The sequence below is a fragment of the Petrocella sp. genome, from assembly GCF_059865615.1.
Genome location: NZ_JCBCDA010000158.1, coordinates 1 through 1360, shown reverse-complemented (window position 1 = coordinate 1360; position 1360 = coordinate 1). Strand labels below are relative to the sequence as shown.

Annotated in this window: 3 protein-coding genes and 1 tRNA gene; 3 read left to right on the top strand and 1 reads right to left on the bottom strand. The window is 35.8% G+C overall.

The features are described from left to right. The 3 genes from AC6F8J_RS14925 to AC6F8J_RS14915 form a co-directional block, all read left to right on the top strand. A partial coding sequence (locus AC6F8J_RS14925) for an ATP-binding protein (RefSeq protein WP_500724415.1) occupies positions 1–339 on the top strand: 339 nt, incomplete at its 5' end. Between the two features lie 27 nt (positions 340–366). Further along, a tRNA-Arg gene (locus AC6F8J_RS14920) sits at positions 367–440 on the top strand. A 155-nt stretch (positions 441–595) separates the two neighbouring features. Continuing rightward, positions 596–1093: a GNAT family N-acetyltransferase gene (locus AC6F8J_RS14915; RefSeq protein ID WP_275841802.1), complete on the top strand. Its 498-nt coding sequence runs from the start codon at positions 596–598 to the stop codon at positions 1091–1093. A gap of 17 nt (positions 1094–1110) precedes the next feature. On the opposite strand, the gene AC6F8J_RS14910 is transcribed toward AC6F8J_RS14915, so the two are convergent. Further along, a partial coding sequence (locus AC6F8J_RS14910; protein WP_500721268.1) for a hypothetical protein occupies positions 1111–1360 on the bottom strand: 250 nt, incomplete at its 5' end.

Here is a 1360-nt window from a genome sequence, read left to right as displayed (position 1 = left end):
TATCTGACGGCTTTTGGTTTGTTCAAGCTTCTAGAGACTTACCGCTTTCATAACGAAGAGGGCCATGTAACATTAGATGAGATTCAAAACCTATACGAATGTGATTTACTCATTATTGATGATCTTGGTACTGAGATCAACAATGCTTTTACTACATCGGAGCTGTTTAATATCATTAACTCACGCATGCTGGACAAGAAGCCTGTTGTCATCTCAACAAACTTACCACCAAGTGCATGGAGCAACCAATATACCGATCGTATTGTTTCACGCATTTATGGTAATTACTTATCTGTAGGCTTTATCGGTTCCGATATTCGCTTACAAAAGTTTTTATAGATCTTAACCCATAAGGTTTAGATATAAGCACGCATAGTTCAATTGGATAGAGCGTCTGACTTCGGATCAGAATGTTGTGGGTTCAAGTCCTACTGCGTGCGCTAAAGAAAAAAGCTGTAAAACCTTGATTCTATAAGATTTTACAGCTTTTTTGTCTCCCTATTTTATACTTTTTTCATTCTCATTTTGTACCTTATACAGATTATGTGATAAACTGTTAGTACTTTAAATTTTTATGGCATTTGGGAGGAGCGATATGATTAGAAAAGCAATGGAAAATGATATTCCGGTATTACTGGACATATATAATGATAGTATTCTAAACGGTACTGCCTCCTTTGAAGAGGAACCGCTGACCTATGAAGAAGGTCAAAGATGGTTAAAAGAACACCAAGAAGCTTATCCCATTCTGATTTTTGAAGATGATGGTCAACTCCTTGGTTTTGCATCTTTATCGCCATATGGTAGAAAACGAGAGACTGCATATTGTAGTGCAGAAATCTCCATATATGTTAGTAAAAAGGCTCAAGGCAAAGGGGTAGGAAGTCGTCTAATGGATGCTATTATAGAAGCCGCTTATCATGCTCCAAAAATAAAACAATTAATCTCTGTTATTACGGAAGGCAATCAAGGAAGTATCCTACTGCATGAGAAAAAAGGCTTTATATATGGCGGCAGACTTGTTAATGTTGCAGAAAAACACAATGAATTACTAAGTGTTGTCTACTATCAAAAGGATGTTACAAAAGCCTAAATCGACCATGCCCCCTCCTACTCCTCACCACATGAAAACGATACAACACCACTTAGGCCACTCAATTCAACAATCAATTTATCAATAAAATGATCCAAAATCATGGCATGAATCACAATATTAATATCTTCATTGTCCTCTTCTAAAAAACTGGTTTGACCATAAACAATGTTAATATCCCTAACAACAATTTCATATTTATCCATAATTTTGTGAATGGCTTTTATTTGCCCATTCTCTTCTTTTAAACGAATGAGAATCTCATAG